The 20,335-nt window shown below is 56.5% G+C and carries 16 protein-coding genes and 1 tRNA gene; 10 read left to right on the plus strand and 7 right to left on the minus strand.

The genetic code is table 11. From position 1 onward, the window contains the following. Nucleotides 1-252 precede the first annotated feature (252 nt). Both chlP and IQ254_RS20575 read left to right on the plus strand, forming a co-directional pair. A complete protein-coding gene (chlP, locus tag IQ254_RS20570; protein WP_193968033.1) occupies nucleotides 253-1,488 on the plus strand; it encodes a geranylgeranyl reductase in 1,236 nt (411 codons plus the stop codon). A gap of 416 nt (nucleotides 1,489-1,904) precedes the next feature. Then, entirely contained in the window at nucleotides 1,905-3,665 is a 1,761-nt protein-coding gene (locus IQ254_RS20575; RefSeq protein WP_193968034.1) for an adenylate/guanylate cyclase domain-containing protein, read from the plus strand. A 32-nt stretch (nucleotides 3,666-3,697) separates the two neighbouring features. On the opposite strand, the gene IQ254_RS20580 is transcribed toward IQ254_RS20575, so the two are convergent. The 3 genes from IQ254_RS20580 to psbZ all read right to left on the minus strand — a co-directional run bounded on the left by IQ254_RS20580 (nucleotide 3,698) and on the right by psbZ (nucleotide 4,674). Next, nucleotides 3,698-3,769 (minus strand) — tRNA-Gly (locus IQ254_RS20580). A gap of 100 nt (nucleotides 3,770-3,869) precedes the next feature. Next, nucleotides 3,870-4,442 carry a 6,7-dimethyl-8-ribityllumazine synthase gene (ribH, locus tag IQ254_RS20585; RefSeq protein ID WP_193968035.1) on the minus strand — a complete coding sequence of 191 codons (573 nt, stop codon included), beginning with the start codon at nucleotides 4,440-4,442 and terminating at the stop codon, nucleotides 3,870-3,872. 43 nt (nucleotides 4,443-4,485) lie between these two features. After that, a complete protein-coding gene (psbZ, locus tag IQ254_RS20590) occupies nucleotides 4,486-4,674 on the minus strand; it encodes a photosystem II reaction center protein PsbZ (RefSeq protein WP_035994570.1) in 189 nt (62 codons plus the stop codon). Nucleotides 4,675-4,794: 120 nt separating this feature from the next. On the opposite strand from psbZ, the gene IQ254_RS20595 reads away from it, so the two are divergent. The 7 genes from IQ254_RS20595 (at nucleotide 4,795) to IQ254_RS20625 (ending at nucleotide 14,461) form a co-directional block, all read left to right on the plus strand. Further along, nucleotides 4,795-7,602, plus strand: coding sequence for a CBS domain-containing protein (locus IQ254_RS20595; RefSeq protein WP_193968036.1), 2,808 nt, complete (start codon nucleotides 4,795-4,797; stop codon nucleotides 7,600-7,602). Nucleotides 7,603-7,689: 87 nt separating this feature from the next. Beyond that, nucleotides 7,690-9,081: a hypothetical protein gene (locus IQ254_RS20600; protein ID WP_193968037.1), complete on the plus strand. Its 1,392-nt coding sequence runs from the start codon at nucleotides 7,690-7,692 to the stop codon at nucleotides 9,079-9,081. 250 nt (nucleotides 9,082-9,331) lie between these two features. Next, a complete protein-coding gene (locus IQ254_RS20605; RefSeq protein WP_193968038.1) occupies nucleotides 9,332-9,661 on the plus strand; it encodes a DUF6825 family protein in 330 nt (109 codons plus the stop codon). A 94-nt stretch (nucleotides 9,662-9,755) separates the two neighbouring features. After that, on the plus strand, nucleotides 9,756-11,627 hold the full coding sequence (locus IQ254_RS20610) for an AarF/ABC1/UbiB kinase family protein (RefSeq protein ID WP_193968039.1): 1,872 nt from the start codon (nucleotides 9,756-9,758) through the stop codon (nucleotides 11,625-11,627). A gap of 20 nt (nucleotides 11,628-11,647) precedes the next feature. After that, entirely contained in the window at nucleotides 11,648-12,430 is a 783-nt protein-coding gene (locus IQ254_RS20615; protein ID WP_193968040.1) for a PP2C family serine/threonine-protein phosphatase, read from the plus strand. 436 nt (nucleotides 12,431-12,866) lie between these two features. Next, nucleotides 12,867-13,061, plus strand: coding sequence for an NblA/ycf18 family protein (locus tag IQ254_RS20620; protein WP_193968041.1), 195 nt, complete (start codon nucleotides 12,867-12,869; stop codon nucleotides 13,059-13,061). Between the two features lie 527 nt (nucleotides 13,062-13,588). Further along, complete coding sequence (locus tag IQ254_RS20625) at nucleotides 13,589-14,461, plus strand: universal stress protein (protein WP_193968042.1); 873 nt, start codon at nucleotides 13,589-13,591, stop codon at nucleotides 14,459-14,461. A gap of 49 nt (nucleotides 14,462-14,510) precedes the next feature. On the opposite strand, the gene IQ254_RS20630 is transcribed toward IQ254_RS20625, so the two are convergent. From IQ254_RS20630 to IQ254_RS20645, 4 genes are all read right to left on the minus strand, one after another. After that, nucleotides 14,511-16,052: a serine/threonine-protein kinase gene (locus tag IQ254_RS20630; RefSeq protein WP_193968043.1), complete on the minus strand. Its 1,542-nt coding sequence runs from the start codon at nucleotides 16,050-16,052 to the stop codon at nucleotides 14,511-14,513. A gap of 421 nt (nucleotides 16,053-16,473) precedes the next feature. After that, a complete protein-coding gene (locus IQ254_RS20635) occupies nucleotides 16,474-16,923 on the minus strand; it encodes a hypothetical protein (protein WP_193968044.1) in 450 nt (149 codons plus the stop codon). A 137-nt stretch (nucleotides 16,924-17,060) separates the two neighbouring features. Further along, a complete protein-coding gene (locus tag IQ254_RS20640) occupies nucleotides 17,061-18,245 on the minus strand; it encodes an anhydro-N-acetylmuramic acid kinase (RefSeq protein WP_193968045.1) in 1,185 nt (394 codons plus the stop codon). A gap of 3 nt (nucleotides 18,246-18,248) precedes the next feature. Next, entirely contained in the window at nucleotides 18,249-18,953 is a 705-nt protein-coding gene (locus IQ254_RS20645) for a TrkA family potassium uptake protein (RefSeq protein ID WP_193968046.1), read from the minus strand. 182 nt (nucleotides 18,954-19,135) lie between these two features. Between IQ254_RS20645 and IQ254_RS20650 the strand changes: the two genes are divergently transcribed. Next, the gene (locus IQ254_RS20650; protein WP_193968047.1) at nucleotides 19,136-20,299 is read left to right on the plus strand and encodes a GuaB3 family IMP dehydrogenase-related protein; all 1,164 of its coding nucleotides are present in this window, start codon (nucleotides 19,136-19,138) and stop codon (nucleotides 20,297-20,299) included. The last annotated feature ends 36 nt before the right edge of the window (nucleotides 20,300-20,335 follow it).

The raw sequence follows: 20,335 nt of genomic DNA on the forward strand, positions 1-20,335 counted from the left end.
GGCTAGGGGGCTAGGGGGCTAGGGCGCCAAGCGGGACTGGACAGTGCAGATGACACTCCCCCTCGCTCCCTCGCTCCCCCGCTCCCTCTCCATAGAATTATCTCTAGTCAAAAAATAGACTCTCCCGTGGTTCTGATAACTCAATGTAAACGAGTATTGCAATCAAGTTACAACCCGTGAGAGCAGGCCAAGTTCCTGAAAGTCCCGTGATACGATGCATCCGTAGCATTTTGCAATGTGGAGAGCGTATCCTTGGTACTTCGGGTAGCAGTAGTAGGATCAGGTCCAGCAGGCTCCTCGGCTGCTGAGACATTAGTTAAAGCCGGTATTGAAACATACCTATTTGAGCGCAAGCTTGACAATGCCAAGCCCTGCGGTGGGGCCATTCCCCTGTGCATGGTTGACGAGTTTGAGTTGCCGCCTGAAATCATCGATCGCCGCGTGCGCAAGATGAAGATGATTTCGCCGTCTAATGTTGAGGTCAACATCGGCAGCACCCTCAAAGATGACGAATACATCGGCATGTGCCGCCGCGAGGTCATGGACGGGTTTTTACGCGATCGCGCCGCCCAACATGGGGCCAAGCTGATCAACGGCACCGTCCACACTCTAGAGATTCCCACCAGCGAGAGCGGGGCCTACACCCTGCACTACACCGAGCACCGCGAAGATGGGCTGGTGGGTGACAACAAATCTCTCCAGGTCGACCTAGTGATTGGTGCTGATGGGGCCAACTCTCGCGTTGCCAAGGCGATCAAGGCTGGCGATTATAACTATGCGATCGCTTTTCAAGAGCGCATTCGCCTGCCCGAAGACAAGATGGCCTACTACGAAGACCTAGCCGAAATGTACGTGGGCAACGACGTTTCCCCCGACTTTTACGCCTGGGTCTTCCCCAAATACGATCACGTCGCCGTGGGCACTGGCACCATGCGCGTCAACCAAGCCAAGATTAAGGGCCTCCAGGCCGGTATTCGCGCCCGCGCTGCCAAGCGCCTAGAGGGTGGCGAAATCATTAAGGTTGAAGCTCACCCCATCCCTGAGCATCCGCGTCCGCGCCGGGTTGTCGGTCGGGTTGCCCTAGTGGGCGATGCCGCTGGCACCGTTACCAAGTCATCCGGCGAAGGTATCTACTTTGCGGCCAAGTCAGCCCGCATGTGCGCCGAAACCATCGTCGAGATGTCCAACAGTGGCCAGCGCATTCCCACCGAAGCCGATCTCAAAGTCTACTTGAAGCGGTGGGATCGTCAGTATGGCATGACCTACAAAGTGCTCGACCTGCTGCAAACGGTGTTTTACCGCTCTGACGCCACCCGTGAAGCCTTTGTCGAAATGTGCTCTGACATCGATGTCCAAAAGCTCACCTTTGACAGCTACCTCTACAAGACGGTAGTCCCTGCCAACCCCCTGGTGCAGATGAAAATCACGGCCAAAACCGTGGGTAGCCTAATTCGCGGCCACGCGCTAGCGCCCACCCGTAGCTGGTAGTTCAGTATGGTTTAGTCCTTTCTGAACCCCTTGAGGAGCTGGCTTTGGTAGATTTTGCTAAAGCCAGTTTTTTTATGGCCCAACGACAAGAGGCCGCGCCAAAACGATAACCATCGAAACCCTCTACATTCAGATCGTCTAGGGGCTAGTACTCTGAGGCGGAAATAACCCAGCTGTTGACTCACGCGGAAACCCTTATGAGGCCTGGGGTTCTCGTTCTGCCTTCTGCCTTCTTACCTCTGCCTTTCGGTACCAGGGGCTCACCCCGTCAACCGCTAGAAACACCAGGGTTAGCGTAAAGCCACAGTAAGCGTAAAGCCACAGTAAGGGATCGTGCCCCGCTGGTCTGGCTTGGGTAACCTACAACTATCTTTGAGGGGTGTCACCCCCCAGGGAATTTTGGAGTCCTGCCCCCCATGAATCTGCGCCAAAAAACCCTGCTGCTAACTACGCTGCCTCTGCTGAGCCTGCTAATTATTCTCTTCGGCAGTTTTTCTGTAATTTTGCAGCGCAGCTACAGTCGATTAGAACAGCGAGACGCCCAGCGTAACCTACAACGAGTTGATGAAGTGCTAGCAGGCGATCTGGCGCAACTGCAAAGCCTGACTGAAGACTGGGCCGCTTGGAACGACACCTATCGCTTTATTCAAGACCAAAACTCCAGCTTCATCGAGTCAAATCTAAACAAATACGCTTTTGAGAGCCTACAGCTCAATGCCGTGGCCTTTGTCGGTGTGGAAGGCGACATGGCCTATGGCACAGGATTTGACTTGGCAGCCAGAGACTTTTTACCCCTACCCGCTGATTTGGTGCAGCAGCTAACCCCCCAAAGCGAGCTGATGCAGTTCCCCCATCTGGCCTATCATCACCAGGGAATTATCAAGGTTAACGACCAGTTCATGCTGGTGGTGGTCGAACCGATTTTGCGCAGTGATGCCACTGGCCCTGCTCGAGGGGCGCTACTCATGGGGCGCTACCTCAGTGAAGACGTCGTGGCATCGTTGGCCCTACGCACTCGCCTCAACCTGCAATTGCATCCGCTGCACGAGACAGATTTACCCCACGTTGTCCAACCTCTACTGGCCACCCGGGGAGATGCCGCCGCCGCTGGCGCCACCCTGATACAACCTCAAACTGCCGATACCTTGGCAGGCTACACCCTATGGACTGATATCTACGATCAACCCCAACTGCTGCTAGAGGTGCAGCTCCCCCGAGATATCTATCGCCAGGGAGAAATTAGCCGCCGCTATCTAGGCTGGTCACTGGTGGGAGCCTGCCTGGTGGTTACCGGCGGTATGATGCTGCTGCTCGATCGCGTCATTTTAGGTCGGCTGCTAAAGCTGAGCCAGCAGGTACAACATATTGGTCACGCTAGCGACCTTACCCAGCGGGTGCCCGTACAGGGTAACGATGAGCTCAGCCTTTTGGGTCACCGCATTAACGACATGCTGGGTGAGCTACAGGTCAGCAACGAAAAGCTGGCCGAAGAACAACAAAAAGCTGAGCAGCTATTGCTGAATATTTTGCCAGCTCCTATTGCCGGGGAGTTGATGCAGACGAAGGCATCTATTCCTCAGCACTTTGACGAGGTAACGATTTTATTTGCCGACATCGTGGGTTTCACGAGCCTGTCCCACGAGATGTCGCCGATTCATCTAGTCGACATGCTCAACCAGATCTTTTCTACCTTTGATGGTCTGGCTGAGCAACTGGGGCTAGAGAAAATTAAGACCATTGGCGATGCTTACATGGTCGCGGCGGGCTTACCCATTCCACGCCAGGATCATGCCGAAGCGATCGCAGAAATGGCCCTGGCTATGCAGCAGGTCACCACCTCCTTTCAGGCCGAGTCAGGGAAGCCCATCGAGATCCGCATTGGCATCAATACTGGCGTAGTCGTGGCCGGGGTGATTGGCACCAAAAAATTTATCTACGACCTCTGGGGCGATGCGGTTAATGTGGCCAGTCGGATGGAGGCTTCCAGCGAACCGGGTATGATTCAAGTGACCGCCACCACCTACGATCGCCTCAAAGACGATTACCGGCTTGAATACCGAGGCAATATTGCCATCAAAGGGCGCGGTAATATGGAAACCTACTGGCTCCGGGGGCATCGACCCGATGCCTTATTTTGCCCGTTGCGAGCACTCGCCCTCAAGGCTAGCGGCAACTAAACAGCTCACTCACAGACATAAATAACCTAATAAGCGGGTAACGCGATTCGAACGCGCGACATTCACCTTGGCAAGGTGACGCTCTACCACTGAGCTATACCCGCATAAAACCAGGCTTGAAGAACAACTATCTCTGGTTTTGACTTTATCTAGAATCTCAAAAAAGTGTAGCTATGTCAACATTTTTTTGGCATCTGCCAGTCTCTAAACAGCGCCAGCATCGGTGACAACCGCCGTTTGAGGCGATGCCCCAGCGCCTGGGCCCAAGCGGGCAGACCCATTGGCCGCACTACTGCCTGCGGCATAAATTTGCCCCATCAGACTAGCCATCTCCAGCGCACTCATGGCGTAATCCCAGCCGTGATTGGCTTTGATACCCGCCCGCTCCAGGGCCTGTTGCAGAGTGTCAGTGGTTAGCACCCCAAAGATAACCGGCACCCCAGTTTGAAAGCCGACTGCCGCTACGCCCTTAGCCACCTCAGCCGCCACATAGTCGAAGTGGGGAGTAGAACCGCGAATCACAGCCCCTAGGCAAATGATGGCGTTGTACCGCCCGGTGAGGGCAAGCTGGCGGGCCACTAGCGAAATCTCAAAGCTGCCGGGTACCCAAGCATAATCGACCTGGGTACCGTCGGGATTGACATCAATGCCATGGCGCTTGAGACAGTCCTGACAGCCCTCCAGTAGCTTACCGGTCACCAGATCGTTAAATCGACCCAACACAATGGCAAACCGTGGAGACCCTGTAGAAACTAACGTGCCTTCAAAAACTGCCATAGATTGTTTGTGCCTGAATAGTCGAGTCTGAAATAATACGTATCTACACTACAAAGTAGTTAAGGCCACCCACTACAACCACCAGCACGCCCCAGATGATCGAACCAAATAAGATCAGCTTTTTAGACTGATCCCAGTCTTGGGGGGAGGCGTAGGCAACGGGCACATACACCACCAACACAAAAGACATCAGCACCAGGGCAAACAGCGCGAGTTGAAACAGAATTACCATTGGTTTATCTTTGCTCTCTCAAACACAGCAGCAGAGACGGCGGTGAATAGCCCAAGTCGGGGCTAATAGCCACACTACCCTAACCAGTACGCTATCAGAAAAGAGGCCCCTGGGAAAAGTATGGATCTGGTTCTTTGCCACACGACTGCTGACTTTGACACCCTGGGGGCGGCGGTTGGCTTAGCGCGACTGCGCCCTGGCCGCCGGATTGTGCTCACTGGGGGCTGTCATCCAACGGTGCAGCGGTTTCTCGCCCTCTACCGCGATGAGTATCCACTGATTGAGCGCCGGGCGGTGAATCCTGACCATATTCGTCATTTAATCTTGGTTGATGCCCAGCAGCGCGATCGCTTTGGCCCGGCAGCCGACTGGATTGCCCAGGCCGAGCGCCAGGGGATACCCATTGAACTCTACGACCACCACCCCGCCACCGCTGAAACCCTAGCGGCCCAGCAGACCACTCTGGGGGCCGTAGGTGCTGCTACCACCCTGGTGGTGGAGGCGCTGCAAACTGAAAATATCCAGCCGACCATAGCTGAGGCCACGGTCATGGCCCTAGGAATCCATAGCGATACGGGATCACTGCTGTACGAGGCAGCTACAGCCCGAGATGCCGCCGCCCTGGCCTGGTTAATGGGCCATGGAGCCAACTTGGCGGTCATCGCCGACTTTATAGAGCCGGGACTCAGCCCTGCTATCCAGGCGTTATTGACCGAGGCGATGGCAACTCTACAGGTAGAAACTGTGGGGCACCATGATCTGGCCTGGGTGTTGCTCAAGGTAGACGGCTACGTGCCCGGGCTATCGGGGCTGGCAGAACGCCTGATTTCCCTGGCCGATGCCGATGCTCTGCTGGTGGCAGCCTATTATCCTACCAAAGCATCCACTCGAGAACTGGGCAGTTCGTCTCTATCTGAGGCCGATCCCCAAGTAAAGGATGTTTACAAGCTGACCTTGATTGCTCGAGCGCAGGGGCGTCTGGGCACAAGCTTTAACTGGGGGCAGCTGTTGACGCCGTGGGCCGGTGGCGGTCACCCAACCGCAGCATCGGCCCAGCTGGCTACGGCAACGCCAGGGGAGGTGGTGCAGCAGGTGATCGAGGCCGCGCGATCGCACCTGCCCCCCAGCCCCACAGCCCGCGATCTGATGTCGTCGCCAGTACGCACTATTCGCCCCGATACGACGATTCGTGAAGCCCAGCGTATTTTGCTGCGCTACGGCCACTCGGGTCTATCGGTGGTGGATGAACAGGGGGCCCTGGCAGGCATTATCTCCCGCCGCGATCTCGACCTGGCGATTCACCACGGCTTCAGCCATGCCCCGGTCAAGGGCTACATGGCCACTAACCTCAAAACCATCACCCCTGAGACCCCCCTCGCCCAAATCGAACACCTGATGGTGACCTACGATATTGGCCGCCTGCCAGTGCTACGCCAGGGCGCCCTGGTCGGCGTGGTCACCCGTACCGATCTGCTGCGCCACTTACATCAAATCAGCGGGCACCAGACGAGCGGATACCAGAGGAGTGGGCAGCAGACCAGTGGGCCAACCGCTCTGGCTTTGCCCCCAGCCCCTACGCTGCAAAATACCCTGGCAATCAGCCTCTCCCCAGATCTGCAAGCTATTTTGCAGCAGATTACGCTCGCGGCCCAGGAACGCGGTTGGCACCTCTACTTAGTCGGGGGGGCTGTGCGCGATCTGCTGCTGAGTCACAATAGTGCCACAGCCCCGTTGCCGGATCTCGATTTAGTGGTAGACGGCTTTTTTAATACGGCGCAGGTCGGGGCCGGGGTAGAGCTAGCTAAAATTATCCAAGATCGATTTCCTCAAGTCGATGTGCAGGTGCACGGGCGGTTTCAAACGGCATCGTTGATATGGCACAAAGACCTAGACCATCCCCTAGCTGGATTAATGATTGACCTGGCTACCGCCCGCACAGAGTTTTATCCCTACCCCGCCGCCAACCCCGAGGTCGAAGCCAGCTCCATTCAGCAAGATCTATACCGCCGCGACTTTACGATCAACGCTTTAGCCGTCAGGTTAACCGAACCCGGAGCAGGGCAGCTGCTCGACTATTTCGGCGGCCTGGTGGATTTGCGCCAGGGGGTGATTCGGGTACTCCATGCCAATAGCTTTATTGAAGACCCCACTCGCATCTATCGAGCTGTACGATTTGCCGTACGCCTGGGCTTTGCTCTCGATGCCCAAACCGAGGGCTACATTCACCATGCCATGGCCAGCGGGGTCTACAGTCAAATGCAGCGGCAGATGAAGCGTACCCCCGCCCTGCAGGCACGGCTCAAGAATGAGCTGAAGTATATTCTGGAGGCTGCCTACTGGCAATCGGCCCTGACGCTGCTCGATCAGCTGGGGGCTCTACGCTGTCTACACAGTGACCTGGCCATGACCCCTGTACTCTGGCAGCAGCTGCACCGTCTCAGCCGCTGGGCCCGACACCTCGACTGGCTCGATCTGGGGCCACCCTGGCTGCTGCGGTTGGAAGGGTTGCTGGCAGCGGTACCGCCAACCGCGCGTTCGCCCCTGGCGACCCAGCTCCAGCTCCCCGATCGCACCATTGAGCGGCTGGCCCAGCTGCATGGGCTAGAGCAGAGCTGGCGATTGCTAGTCATGTCTGACCCGCTCCCCAGTGACCTATATAGCGCCTACAGTCAGGCTGATTTGGCCACTCTCCTGTTAGCCTGTGCCCGCTTCCCCCGTCTGCTGGGCCCGACCGTATGGCAGTATCTCCGCCATTGGATGTCGACATCACCCCTGATCGATGGCCATCAGCTTCAGCGCTTGGGATATCCGCCGGGGCCTAGCTTTCGCCCGATGCTGGCAGCCCTGCTCGCGGCTCAGCTCAACGGCGATATCACCACTCCAGGTGAAGCCGAAGCCTTTTTAGCCCAGCGCTATCCCCGTCCTTAACAGTCGGCAAGATACTGGCACATCCAGCCCCTAGATCATCCGGTAGAGAGGTAAAGTAACGAAGATATTTGACTGTCCTGTATTCCTATGACATTAGCCGTCGGTACCGCCCTCAGCCATGGCGCCTATGTAATCGAGGCCTGGGTTGCCGAGGATACGATTGGGCCGGTGTACCTGGCCATGGATGTCGCTAGCGGGCAATGGGTGCAGCTGCGCGTCTTGGGCAGCCGCAATCCGGGGGCCCTGCCTGAAGCTACTGCGCGGCAAGACTTTTACCGCTACCTAGAGCAGGTGACTGCTCTCAAGCATCCGGTCTTGCCGCGCTACCTGGGCGGATTTGAAGAAGAAGGGGTGTGCTATCAAGCCTTTACTAATCCTGCTGGCACGCCACTCGATCAATTAATCACCCCGACTGCTCCGTTATCTCCCCAGCTCAGCCTGAGCATTATTCGTCAGCTGGTTGAAGCCCTGCAAGCGCTGCGGTGGCTGGGTTGGGCTGGGTTGCGGTTGACCCCCGATCAGCTGTGGCTGAATCCCCAGGCGCAAACCATCGTGTTGACTGGGTTTGACCTCACCCCTGGGGAATCTGAACCCCTCGCCTCTCCCGATTCGGTAGCCCCTGAAGAGACCGAGCTGGTGCGATCGCTCAGTCATCTCCTCTACCTTTTGCTCACTGGACAGCAGGCCACCGATACCAAAGCCCCCCTCACCGTAGACATACGTCGCCGCTACCCAGCGCTGCCAACCAGCGTGGATACAGCCTTAGAGCAAGGTAGCCCTCGCGATCGGGCCTTGCCTACCATTCCCCTCACCGATTGGGTCGCCCTACTGCCTGCCCCCGAGACACTGCCCGCTGAACCACAATCTGCCGAGCCACCATCTGCCGAGCCACAATCATCCGAGCTGCGGCCTGCGGCTCAACCCCATGATCGGGTTTCACCGGCTACGGTAGCTATCGCCAGCAACCGAGAGTCCGGCATACTTTCCCAGGCCAGCGCGCCAGCCACGGCCCAGCGTTCTTACCAGCCAGTGCTGGCTCTGCTTCTGACTGGCTTAACCGCTACGGTCGGAGGCCTGGGCCTAGGCTTCTATGCTCGTCTGCAGCCCCCTACCTCTAGCACCCAGGAGCGGCTTAACCCCAACCAGTCTTTTCCAGCCCTGCCAGACTGGAACACCAATACCCTTTGGCAACCTTGGGACGAGGCCCCTACCGTGCGCGATCGCCCCGACTACGGCAATGCCCCCGCAGGTGCCCCCCCTACCGACTTTATTCCTGAGGTTCAAGAACCGGCTGCGCCGGCGCCAGCCGTAGCTCAACCCGAGTTTGCGCCAGACCCTCTAGATCAAGCGGTAGAACCCTGGGACTCTCCCGTAGAGCCTGGGGTTACGGCTGAGCCCGTGCCCCCAGTTGCGCCGACCCCAATCCCCGAACCCGATGCAGCGCCAGCGCTCGAACCCGTACAACCCCCGCTCCCCTAGCGCCCAAACCGATGCCAAATCTACCATCAGGTGCAGCACCGCCACCCCTGGCACCCCCTCCCCTTCCCAATGCGCCAGCGCCCTCGTCTAGCTAGCCCCTAGCCCTGCCTTCCTGAATAAAGCCGTCGCTAGGCCATCGCAGGCCAAGCCAAACTTACCTGAATATCTGTCCGATGTTAGATGAATAAGAACGTTATAATTCTCTACAGTTAAAATAGTTCTGTTACAAGTAAGTTTTCTGAGGTTAGCTATGAGTAGCCCTGTGCTGCATGCATTTTTTGTCGGTCGGGCCCTGGCTGATGCTGTCAATGAGCGGGCCGAGCGGTTGCTGACCGATAGCTTAAGCCTAGTGGGTAAGTTCGATGCTGAGCAACGGGAATACTTTCGTCAGTTCACCGAAGAAGTCATGACTCGGGCCCAGCAGGCTGAAGCTGAGGCAGGTCAACCTTACTCAGGCAATTCAACCTCTGGAGAGGTCGGCACCGCTACGGATCTTCAGGCCACCATTGATACCTTGCGGGCTGAAATTGCCCAGGTACGCGTTGCGCTACAGCAGTACCGCGCTACGTCTCAAATTTAGTCATAGAGCCTAATCTCGTCGCTAGCGCTCAAGGCTGTATTGCTGAGGCCAGCTAGCTGGTGAAATTTGTTTTAATCCATCGTTAGGATCTTGAGTGTCTGCCCTTTCTGATTCGTCAACGTCATCCCAACTCCCCTCTTCCTCTCCAGCGGTTGAGGGCCATGTCGGACATGGAGTGGTAGCGGCAGGTTCCTATAGTACTGAGTTTGAACAAACGCCTGTTTCTAGCTCACGGCCTCTAGCCGGAACGGCTACCCTTGACCCGGTCTCTGCCGAAAAACCGTTACCCTTTCGTCAAGATACCTACCGTTGGAATCGAGGGCATTATTCCCGTCAGAGGCGGTTTGTAGACATTTGGGGATTTGTGCTGCGGTTGCTGTCGGCTCGCTGGCGCTACGGCAAGGCTTGGAGCTATGGCGGCACCATCACGGCGGAAGCTCAAACAATCCGCCGTCGTCAGTTAGCGGTCTGGATCCGCGAAACCCTGCTGGATCTGGGGCCTACTTTTATTAAGGTGGGGCAACTGTTTTCAACCCGGGCAGATATCTTTCCAATTGAGTTTGTTGAAGAGCTCTCAAAACTACAGGATCGCGTGCCGGCCTTTAGTTATGAACAGGCCCGCGATATCATTGAGGCCGATCTCGGCAAGCCAATTCATACGCTTTACCGTACCTTTGACCCCATTCCCCTAGCCGCAGCTAGCCTAGGTCAAGTCCACAGAGCCCAGCTTCACAGTGGTGAAGAAGTGGTCGTGAAAGTGCAGCGACCAGGGCTGCGATCGCTATTTACCATTGACCTATCCATCCTCAAAGGCATCGCCCATTACTTCCAAAGCCATCCCAGTTGGGGACGAGGCCGCGACTGGATTGGCATCTACGAAGAGTGCTGCCGTATTCTATGGGAAGAAATTGACTACCTTAACGAGGGTCGCAACGCCGATACCTTCCGGCGTAATTTTCGGGGTGAAGACTGGGTTAACGTGCCCCGCGTATTTTGGCGCCTCACCTCCTCGCGGGTGGTGACCCTAGAATACATGCCCGGCATCAAAATTAGCCACTATGAGGCCCTCGAAGCCGCTGGCCTAGACCGCAAGCGCCTGGCCCGACTCGGTGCCCAAGCTTACCTGCACCAACTCCTTAACAATGGGTTTTTCCACGCTGACCCCCATCCCGGCAATATTGCGGTCAACCTCGATGGATCGCTAATTTTCTATGACTTTGGCATGATGGGGCAGGTGCAGCCCGTTACTCGACAGCGCCTCATGAGCACCTTTATGGGCGTTGCCCAGCGCGATGCAGAACAGGTGATGAACTCGCTGGTGGAACTGGGGGCGCTGACCGAAATCGAGGACATGAGCCCTGTACGGCGCTCTATCCAGTACATTTTGGATAACTTTATGGACAAACCCTTCGAGGAGCAGTCCATTAACGCCATCAGCGATGACCTCTACGCCGTTGCCTACGATCAACCCTTTCGTTTTCCGGCCACGTTTACCTTTGTAATGCGAGCCTTTTCTACCCTGGAAGGGGTGGGCAAAGGGCTAGATCCCGAGTTCAACTTTATGGAAGCGGCCAAGCCGTTTGCTGCACAACTTATGACTAATGGTAATCCGACCGATGGAGCTAATGGCCTGCTCGGTGAACTTAGCCGCCAAGCGGCTCAAGTCAGCACCTCTGCCCTAGGCCTGCCTAGACGAATCGAAGACACGCTCGACAAGCTAGAGCGCGGTGATATTCGAGTACGGGTGCGATCGGTAGAAACCGACCGGGCGCTACGACGCATTAGTGGCGTGACGATGGCCAATAACTATGCCATTTTAGTGGGGGCTTTTACGCTCTCGGCCACTGTGCTTGTCTTGTCAGAGTTTATTTGGTTAGCGCTGCTGCCGGGGGCGCTGGCAGTGGGAACTGGCATTGCATTTTTGCGGGCGGTGCTCAAGGTCAATCGGGCCGATCGCCTGCCCTAATGGTTTAGCCCAGGTTTGCTATGGTAACTTGCATCTTTTCAGGGCTATCGGATCCAGGTCTGCTGCGTACCAGTAATCAAGATGACTATCACATCGACCCTGACGGGCGATTTTTCATAGTTGCAGATGGTATGGGTGGTCATGCTGGCGGGCAGGAAGCGAGTCGGTTGGCAACCAACACCATTAAAACTTTTCTAGAGCAAAATTGGCACGCGGCAACAGCGACCGCCATGCTGTTGGAGCAAGCGCTAAAGCAGGCTAACACCGCCATCCTCGACGACCAGCGCCAGCACCCCGAGCGAGGTGACATGGGTACTACGGTGGTTGTCGTTACCTTTCGCGAGAGTGATTCTGCCCCTTGGTGTGCCCATGTAGGCGATTCTCGCCTCTATCGCCTCAGAGGTCATCACCTAGAGCAACTGACCGAAGACCATACCTGGATTGCCAAAGCGATTCGAGCAGGAGAAGTGACGCTAGCACAGTCACGTAATCATCCTTGGCGTCATGTCCTGTCTCAGTGCCTGGGTCGTGATGATCTAACTGAAATTGGGATTCAGCCCCTGGATTTAAACAGCGGCGATCGCCTTCTCCTGTGCAGCGATGGGTTAACCGAAGAACTCTCCGACCACCTGATTGCCTCTCATCTCAAGTCAATTCGCGCCTGTGAGTCCGCCGCTATAGCATTGGTTAATTCTGCGAAACAGCGCGGTGGACGCGACAATATTACGGTGGTGGTGCTCAATGTTACCTGTCCTGACAGCAGCTCTAATCACCCCAGCCAAACTCCTGATACTGACCAGTAGGGAGTTAGCTACCGGGGAGCTGTAGCGCGTTTTAATGCGAGCGTATGATCAGCACCTCTGGCAAAAACAGATTTACACGACTTCTCGGTCTAGACAAAGAATAGATTAAGAAGTTTACCTTGAGCATTTTTACTTATCAGTCATTGCTAAAAATTGTAAATTCCTAACCGATTCACGTCGGCTGGGGGATAACTGTCTATATTCACTCAGAACACAAATCACTGGATCTTTGTCAAACAATTGTTATAATTTGTAAACAACGGCGTATTGACGTTGGCCATCGCTGTAGTTACAACCTATCCCGGTGGGAGGTTAGATGTATTTGAGCTGGTTTTCCTATGGGGAGCCGAGCAGGTACATCGGTCAGTGGCCCAGGCTGTTGGCTTGGGTGGCTACACACCACTGGGGTGTTGTTCTCTCTCTCAGGAGTAAATCCATGAATGAACCCATGCAACTTTCCTTGGAGCAACAGTTCAATCTGCGGTCCTTTGAGACCCAGGTAGACAAAATGAGCCGGGAGCAGGCCCAGCAGTTCCTAGTCAAGCTCTACGAGCAAATGATGATGCGGGAGACAATGTACAAACACTTTCTCAAGCATGAGTGGGGGATTGGGCCTAACCCTCAAATCTAGTTTCTGATCGTTGCAGAACGGCATGAAGTCGGCGACCTCCCTCTCTTGCAGGATTCCCTTGAATCGGGCCGGGGATGCCGGGGCGTCACCTTCGATGCTCAGTGAACCAGCACAGCCGCAAGTCACGTTAGCAAACTTGCCTGGATAGATAAAAAAGTCGCCAATATTCGTTTTTGTCTGCCTCATTCGGGCTTAGCCTCTGCTCAGGCATCCAGAGCCCAAGCATCAATACCCAAGCATCAATACCCAAGTATCAATCTTAAACAAGCGTAAACAGCGCCTGCTCGCAACTCGGTCTAAGCATCGTTTCAAGAAATTTTAGATTAAGGGTTGTAGGGCAGGCCCTGGGTTCCTGCGGTGGGAATGGGCTCTCAGGCTGACCTGGAGCAGTTGAAACAGCTCGGTCTAACGTTATGGTAAGTAAGAGGGCCTGCTCGGCTGTTATATCGGTTGAGTAAGGTGATCTCGATCGCCTGGTTGAGCGATCGCTGGTTTTGTACCTTTTGTTGCACCTGAACGGGGGACCTATGTTTCAGCGCGCGCTCATTTGTACTGACTTCACCGATGGCATGGATCGGCTTGCCAAGTTTGTGCCGAGCCTGGCAGCTGGTGGGTTTAAGTATTTGGTGTTTTTTCACAACGTACCGGTGGAGAGCGAACGTGAGATTCCCCGGGAAGACCCTAAAATGCTAGAGCAACCTCGACAGCACCTACAAACCCTGCTGCGTGAGCTCCCCAATGACATTGAGGTAACGGTTGAAGTCCAAATGGGCCGAGCTAGCGAGAGCATCTTGCACCTGGCCAAGCAGCATCAGGTCGATGTGATTTTTCTGGGTACACCCACCCGCACCATGCTGGAAGAAAAGCTGTTTGGCAGCACGACTGCTCGACTGGCTGAGGCAACTGAGATTCCACTCATTATTTTGCGCCCACAGCTGGTATCGACCTTCACGACGGCGGAGCTAGAGCTGCGCTGCGCTCATCTGTTTCGCTACCTGCTGGTGCCCTACGACGGTCGCGACGGTAGCAAAAATCTGATCGAAAAAATTTGCCATCAGGTGAAAACTAACCCCCATTCAGTGCTGGAGCGGGTGCGCCTGCTGTGGGTTATCGATGACAATATACGCCGCGAACTACATGGAGATAACCCCATACAACAGGCGCAGCAGGAGCTAGATCAGGTACAGGCCAAACTGGCCTCTCTAAATTTAGTAGTTAATACGGACGTTGTAGAGGGTGCCCCCCTAGCGGAAATTACTAAAACGGCTGAGATATATGACATTGGCGCGATCGCAACCTGTGATCGCGGCGCCGGGGGTATTCTCAAGTGGTCGACCCCCAGCCTGACTCGTGAGCTGCTGCGGTGCAGTTGGCACCCGGTGTTGTTCTTCCCAAATTAACGGCTAACTACGCAAACAAGTTGGCCACCGTACCAGCCTTATTAGTCGGTCAATCGAAAAGATTAGAGCCAGTGTCAACGTAGATCGACTCTAGCTTTTGCAGAACCTTGGGTTTGAGTTTATTTTGCAGCTCGTTGCGCAGCAGATCACGGCTAATCGTGGTTGCACCGGTCGAAGGCCGGCTACGTGCCGTCAGCGCCCACTCTTGCAACAGGCTACGCTGGGGAGTTGACACACTACAGGTAAGCACATGGGCGCAGCGACGAGGATTTTCGAGGGCAAATAGCAACAGTCTGTAGGTACCGGTCTTAGCCAAAAGTCCGGCCATCTCTTGGCCCAAGGCAATCTTTAAATCGAGATAGCAGGGCAGCCAACGGGCCCCGTGGGAACTACTGTAGAGCACCGTCAGCCACAACATCATGGGGTGAGGTGACATCGTGCAGATAAAGGTGTTATAGCGAGTGCTCACCAGTCGCCGATTGATTTCATCAGCAGGCATCATGGCCCAGAGGGTGGCTAGAGGCTCCTGGCTGGTGGGCAGCGGGTGAGGAAAAACTATTTCGGCGACGGGCTTATTCGTTGGCCATACGGTCAGCCGACAAACTTGATCCTCCTGTACTACTTCGGCGGGCGCCGGTTGCCGAGTAACCGGTACCCGGACGAGTGTCTTACCGATCTGCTGACTAATGCGCAAGCCACTGCCGTAGCGGGCCTGCAGTGGCTCTAGGGCTGCTAAGATCGCCTGGGTGCTTTGGGGCCGATCTTGGGGGGTCTTGGCCATGCAGTCCATGACCAGATCTTCGAGCAGCTTAGGAATTTTAGCGGTTTTGGCGACATCACCCATCCGTTTGGGAGATTGGCTCTGGTGCGCCTTGTACCATCCGCCGAAGGTATGGCTGCTGGCCCGAATCGGCAGGTGCCCGGTCAGCATTTGGAACATCATCACCCCCAGGCTATAGATATCGGAGCGACTGTCGAGTTCGCGGCCCTCCATTTGCTCAGGGGAAGCATAGGCCAGGGTCCCCATAAAGCTGCTGGTCTGGTCGCTGTCGATCTGCACCATTTTGGCGATGCCAAAGTCCAATACTTTAGCCAGTTCCCCCAGGGTGGAATCTTGCACAATCATGATGTTGCTGGGCTTGATATCGCGGTGAATGATGGGTACTGGATCCCGCTGGCTTTTGAGGATGATGCCTTCATGGGCCGCCTGTAGGCCCAGACAAACTTGTCGAATCAATCCTAAAAACCGAGGCAGGAGGAGAGGCTGAGTCTGAATCATCTGACTCAGGCTTTGGCCCTGGAGGTATTCCATGACGTAGAAGGGCACGCCTTCATCGTTGACGCCATAGTCGGTGACCCGCACGACATGGATGCTTTTTTGGCCGAGTTGGGCACAGGTCATGGCTTCCTGCATGAAGCGATCGCGCATTTTTTCGCTGGGCAGGGTTTGAGATAGTAGCTTCACAGCCACGTTGACGCTGCCGAGCAATAGGTCTTCGGCCATATAGACCCGCCCCATGGACCCCTCTCCGATGGGTTCTAGAAGCTCATAGCGATTAGCTAATTTACAGCCCAGGTTTGAATCAGCCATAGCATAACAATGAACAGCCAGGGGCAAAGGGGAGTGATGGGAAAGCGTGCAGTGGACAAATTTTGCGCAGAGTTCAGAGCCATAAACCACTGGGCCTAGCCTCTTCCCCAACCCAGGCCCCCAGCTCGCGTCGTAAATTTCAGGGCTGTGTTGTGTAGCCAGGCCAGACTGTGGTCAGGCTAGACGATGACTAACTTGCCGCTACAGCCCCGAACCTAAGACCAAGCTGTTGCCCTGACGAGGCTAGCGCTTCACACCTTCAACATATTCAATGACACACCCATATCACACCCAGCCATGACAACCTGGTTTAGCGCTTAGCACTAATATGCCCAGCTATGGCCAGAAGATTTTGTGGTCAATACACTACATTCTAATCGGTCAGTTGTCGGGTATCAGAGAGTGCCAGACTCAGGGCCCATTAAAGAGCACTCTGTAGGTGTAGAGTGGCTTCCATCGCGCTGGTGAGATAGTGGCCCGTCATAATGCCGCTCGATAGATGATAGCGATCGCCATCTAGACGATAGAGGGTTTCAAAGCCGGTGCGCCGCTGGCGATCGCCCAGGGCCCAATACCGTTGAATGATCGAGTCGGGGGCCAACCACCCTTCCCCTTCTACCCGCCCCAACAGGCTGTGCTGCAGTACAAAGGTGTACTGCACGTCGCCGCTAGTCAACCGACCCCGATACTGGAGCGCCATTTCTGCAGGCTCGGTGTCGGGCAAGACCATTTTCATCACCATGGTGAACCAATCGTCGCGACTCCAGGCAATTAAGATTTTGCCCTTGACCGGGGTTGGCAGCCGATCGCGCTCCATCCAGTGGCCTTGAAGAGTCCACCGCCCAGGTTCAATTAAAAAGCTATGCACCACACAATGCTCCCCCGGCCCCTAACCTACCTCTGACAACGCTGGCATTGTCTAAGGACAAGCCTGGCTCACCGTACTCTTCTGCGCTCCTCAAGCATACGCCCTATTGCCCAGACTAGGGTAAGGGACCAAAGCAATCCCTAGGGATCGGCGGGCCAAGGTGGATCGCTGCGGTGCCCCAGGATAACTGGGCGAGTCGCTCCGGTAACGGCGGGCAAGTTGCCCGGAAAGCCCTGGCATTGCCAATAGCCCAGCACGGCGAAGGCGATCGCCTCTTTGTAGTTGGCCGACACCCCGAGGGCATCGGTAGTTTGTACCAACGTCTCGGGGAGGTGCGCCTGGAGTCGCGCCATCAGCACTGGGTTTTGGCTACCGCCGCCGCACACTAGCACCGTCTCGGGCGGGGCCAGCAAAAAAGTATGGTAGGCATGAGCCACGGTGGCAGCGGTAAATTCTGTCAGGGTGGCGACTAAATCGGTAGGGCTGAGCCCCCGTGCTTGGGCCGCCTGGTGGCACTGATGGAAAAAGTCCCAGCCAAACAGCTCGCGCCCGGTAGACTTGGGCGGTGGTTGCCTAAAGTAGGGATGCTCTAGCCACGCCTCTACCAGGGGTAGACAGGGGTTACCCTGGGCAGCCCAAGTCCCGTCGCGATCGTAGGTTAGGGTGCCCTCAGACAGGGTGTGCATGGCAATGTCAATTAGGGAGTTGGCCGGGCCAGTATCCCAGCCCAGCACCTGGGGGGGTGGGGCATTGCCCTGGCGATTCCAGGGGGGCAGATAGGCCACATTGCCGATGCCGCCGAGGTTTTGCACACACCGCCGCTGGGTGGGGTGGCTAAACAGGCAGAGATCAACAATAGGCACCAGGGGTGCGCCTTCGCCCCCGGCCTCGATATCGGCCTGGCGAAAATTGCTTAGGGTGGGTAGACCGACCTGCTGGGCGATCGCCGCCCCCCGCCCCAACTGTAGGGTGTAGCCCAGGCGCATCGGCCCCTGGCCCGGTAGGGTCGGGCGACCCACCGGGCGATGAAACACGGTTTGCCCGTGGGAGGCGACCAGGTCAGCGGGGCCCGCCTGGGCGATCAGCGCCTGGGCCGCCTGGGCAAAACCCCGAGCTACGGCATCGTCTAGCTCAGCCAACTGCTCTAGGCTACAGGCCTCGCCAGCGCACAAAGCCAGTATCTGCTGCTGAAGGTCGGCGGGGTAGGGCCAGGTGAGCCCTTCAACCAAGGAAATACTCAGGTCGTAACCCTGGCCGTTGAGTTCGACCAGGGCGGCATCAATACCGTCGGCAGAGGTGCCGCTGATCAGACCAATCACGCGCATGGGCTACACCGGTAGACGTTCTAAACCCTTGTTGCTGCCGATGACCACCATTAAGCCTCCGGCTTTGAGGCGGGTGACCGGACTGGGGTTAATTTCAAACTGGTCGGGGTCGTCTTCTTGGCTGACGGCCAGCAGGGTGAGCTCATAGCGATTGCGCATGTCAAGATCGACGATGGTCTTTTGGTCAAAGGCCTGGGGCACGATGACTTCGGCAATACAGTGGTTGGGGTCGATCTCAAAGCGATCGAGAATGCCGGGGGTGGTCAGCGATCGCGCCAGTTCACAGCCCATTTCGTGCTCAGGAAAGACCACATGGTCAGCCCCGACGCGATCGAGCAGCTTGCCGTGAATCTCAGACGACGCTTTGGCTACCACATTTTTTACCCCAGCCTCTTTGAGGTTGAGGGTGGTGATAATACTCTCCTCGACATAGTTGCCAATGGCCACGATCACCGTATCAAAGTCAGTAATGCCGGCCTCTTTGAGGGCCGTGGGCTGGGTGGTGTCGAGTTGTAGGGCGTGGGCGGCAATTTGGTCGGTGAGGGCCTGGCTCACCCGCCGCTCATCGACATCGGCCGCCAGCACTTCATAACCCATACTGTTTAGCGTGGCGCACACGGCCCGGCCAAACCGCCCCAGGCCAATCACAGCAAACTGGCGATGGGCCGATCGCATCTTGCGCAAAAACGTCAGCGACGACAGATTCACAACCGGTTTTCCCCGCTAAAAGTCTAGTGAACTAGAGCCTGTTCTGGCCCAAACCTGCCCAATCTTATCACCCACCGCCGATAACCCTGTTATCAGAAGGGTTTCGGCCCAATGGCTATACGGCGAGATTTCTTTTTTGCTAGGCTAGCCTAATGGTTTTGGCCCAGAGGTTTGAGAAGGACGTGAATATACAACTTGGTCGCGGCAAAGTAGTCCGCAGAGCATACGGCATTGATGAAATTGCCCTGGTACCAGGGCCCCGAACCCTGGATCCAAGCCTGGCCGATACCCGTTGGCAGATCGGTGGCGTGGAGCGCGAAATTCCCATTATCGCCAGCGCCATGGATGGGGTTGTGGATGTGACTATGGCCATTCGGCTCTCTGAGCTGGGGGGCCTGGGGGTGCTCAACCTGGAGGGCATTCAAACCCGTTACGAAGATCCTGAGCCCATCCTCGATCAGATTGCCTCGGTGGGCAAAGAGGAGTTTGTGGGGTTGATGCAGACCCTCTACGCCGAGCCGATCAAGCCTGAACTGATTACCCAGCGCATTCAAGCCATCAAAGCTGGCGGCGGTGTAGCTGCTGTCAGCCTAACCCCTGCTGGCGCGGCCCGGTTTGGCGCTACTGTCGCTGCGGCTGGGGCTGACTTGGTGTTTGTGCAGGCTACCGTGGTCTCCACCGCGCACCTGTCTCCGCCCGACATCAGCCCCCTAGACCTGGCGACCTTTTGCGCCGAGATGCCGATGCCAGTGATGTTGGGCAACTGCGTCACCTACGACGTCGCCCTCAATTTAATGAAAGCCGGGGCAGCGGGCGTTTTGGTGGGCATTGGCCCCGGTGCGGCCTGCACCTCTCGCGGGGTGCTGGGCATTGGCATTCCCCAGGCGACAGCGGTGGCCGACTGCGCTGCCGCCCGCGACGATTTCTTTAACGAAACCGGACGCTACGTCACGATTGTTGCCGACGGTGGCCTGGTGACGGGGGGCGACATTTGTAAATGCATCGCCTGCGGTGCCGACGGCGTGATGATTGGCTCACCCTTTGCCCGCGCCGCCGAGGCCCCTGGGCGCGGGTTCCACTGGGGCATGGCCACCCCCAGTCCAGTATTGCCCCGGGGCACCCGCATCAAAGTGGGCACCACCGGCAGCCTGGAGCAGATCTTGCGCGGCCCCGCCGGGCTCGACGATGGCACCCACAACTTCCTCGGGGCGCTGCAAACCAGCATGGGCACCCTGGGGGCCAAAGATCTCAAAGAGATGCAGCAGGTGGAAGTGGTGATTGCTCCGTCGCTACTGACCGAGGGCAAGGTCTATCAGAAGGCCCAACAGCTGGGCATGGGCAAGTAGCCAGAAAAACCCACCCCTGCCCCCTCCCAGAAAAAC

This window comes from Nodosilinea sp. LEGE 07088, assembly GCF_015207395.1.
Taxonomy (GTDB): domain Bacteria; phylum Cyanobacteriota; class Cyanobacteriia; order Phormidesmidales; family Phormidesmidaceae; genus Nodosilinea.

Coding starts and splice junctions, on each gene's coding strand:
- IQ254_RS20575 (WP_193968034.1), top strand. CDS start 1,905: ATGAATCTGCGCCAAAAAACCCTGCTGCTAACTACGCTGCCTCTGCTG.
- ribH (WP_193968035.1), bottom strand. CDS start 4,442: ATGGCAGTTTTTGAAGGCACGTTAGTTTCTACAGGGTCTCCACGGTTT.
- psbZ (WP_035994570.1), bottom strand. CDS start 4,674: ATGGTAATTCTGTTTCAACTCGCGCTGTTTGCCCTGGTGCTGATGTCT.
- IQ254_RS20595 (WP_193968036.1), top strand. CDS start 4,795: ATGGATCTGGTTCTTTGCCACACGACTGCTGACTTTGACACCCTGGGG.
- IQ254_RS20600 (WP_193968037.1), top strand. CDS start 7,690: ATGACATTAGCCGTCGGTACCGCCCTCAGCCATGGCGCCTATGTAATC.
- IQ254_RS20605 (WP_193968038.1), top strand. CDS start 9,332: ATGAGTAGCCCTGTGCTGCATGCATTTTTTGTCGGTCGGGCCCTGGCT.
- IQ254_RS20615 (WP_193968040.1), top strand. CDS start 11,648: ATGGTAACTTGCATCTTTTCAGGGCTATCGGATCCAGGTCTGCTGCGT.
- IQ254_RS20620 (WP_193968041.1), top strand. CDS start 12,867: ATGAATGAACCCATGCAACTTTCCTTGGAGCAACAGTTCAATCTGCGG.
- IQ254_RS20625 (WP_193968042.1), top strand. CDS start 13,589: ATGTTTCAGCGCGCGCTCATTTGTACTGACTTCACCGATGGCATGGAT.
- IQ254_RS20630 (WP_193968043.1), bottom strand. CDS start 16,052: ATGGCTGATTCAAACCTGGGCTGTAAATTAGCTAATCGCTATGAGCTT.
- IQ254_RS20640 (WP_193968045.1), bottom strand. CDS start 18,245: ATGCGCGTGATTGGTCTGATCAGCGGCACCTCTGCCGACGGTATTGAT.